The 682-nt window shown below is 73.6% G+C and carries 1 protein-coding gene; it reads right to left on the bottom strand.

The genetic code is table 11. The features are described 5' to 3' along the window. Nucleotides 1–126: 126 nt before the first annotated feature. Nucleotides 127–682 (bottom strand): Fic family protein (locus KZX60_RS11905; RefSeq protein ID WP_248118624.1); only part of this gene is annotated, 556 nt, incomplete at its 5' end.

The following is a 682-nucleotide window of genomic DNA, read 5'->3' as shown; positions in this document are numbered from 1 at the left end:
GGGGACGTGATCCTGTGGCTGACGGACCGCGAGTCATCCCGCGGGCCTCACCTCGTGTGTTCGCCTGACCATAGCCGGGGCACTACATACGGCACTGAGGCTGGTCAACCCTGTAGACCGCCCCCGTCAACCACGCCGGCCCGCACGCGCGGCGAACTCGTCCAGACAGGCGAGCACCTCGGTGGCCAGCCACACCCGGTTCCGACGCTGGCTGGAGACCGGCTGCAGCGCACCGGCCTCGACAAGCTGGTCCACGGCCCGCTGGGCGGCCGGGCGCGAGACACCCAGCGCCTGGGCCAGATGGTCCACGGTCACGGCAGGCTGCGCGATGATCACCGCGAGCGCCCGCCAGACCGCCGCGTCCCGCCGGGCAGTGAGCCGCTCGCGCCAGCCGGTCAGGGCCTCGTCCAGGTCCGCGACGAGCTCTCGGCCGTTGTCGACGGCGGCCAGGGCGGCCTGCGCGAAGCGGCGCACGATGGGCGCGGGGTCGCCGTCGCGGTAGGCGGTGAGGGCGTCGAAGTATCCGGCCGTGTCCGTGAGGAGTCCCGCGGAGAGGGGCACCCCCATACGGGTGATCGCGCCGGCCCGGTGCAACACGGCGTGCACGAGGACGCGCCCGGTGCGGCCGTTGCCGTCCGCGAACGGGTGGATGGTCTCGAACTGGGCGTGCGCGATGGCGGCC

It is taken from the genome of Micrococcus sp. EYE_212, from assembly GCF_023147585.1.
Taxonomy (GTDB): domain Bacteria; phylum Actinomycetota; class Actinomycetes; order Actinomycetales; family Micrococcaceae; genus Micrococcus.
Note: the sequence above shows the minus strand (reverse complement) of the source record. Positions and strands in the feature narration are given on the sequence as shown.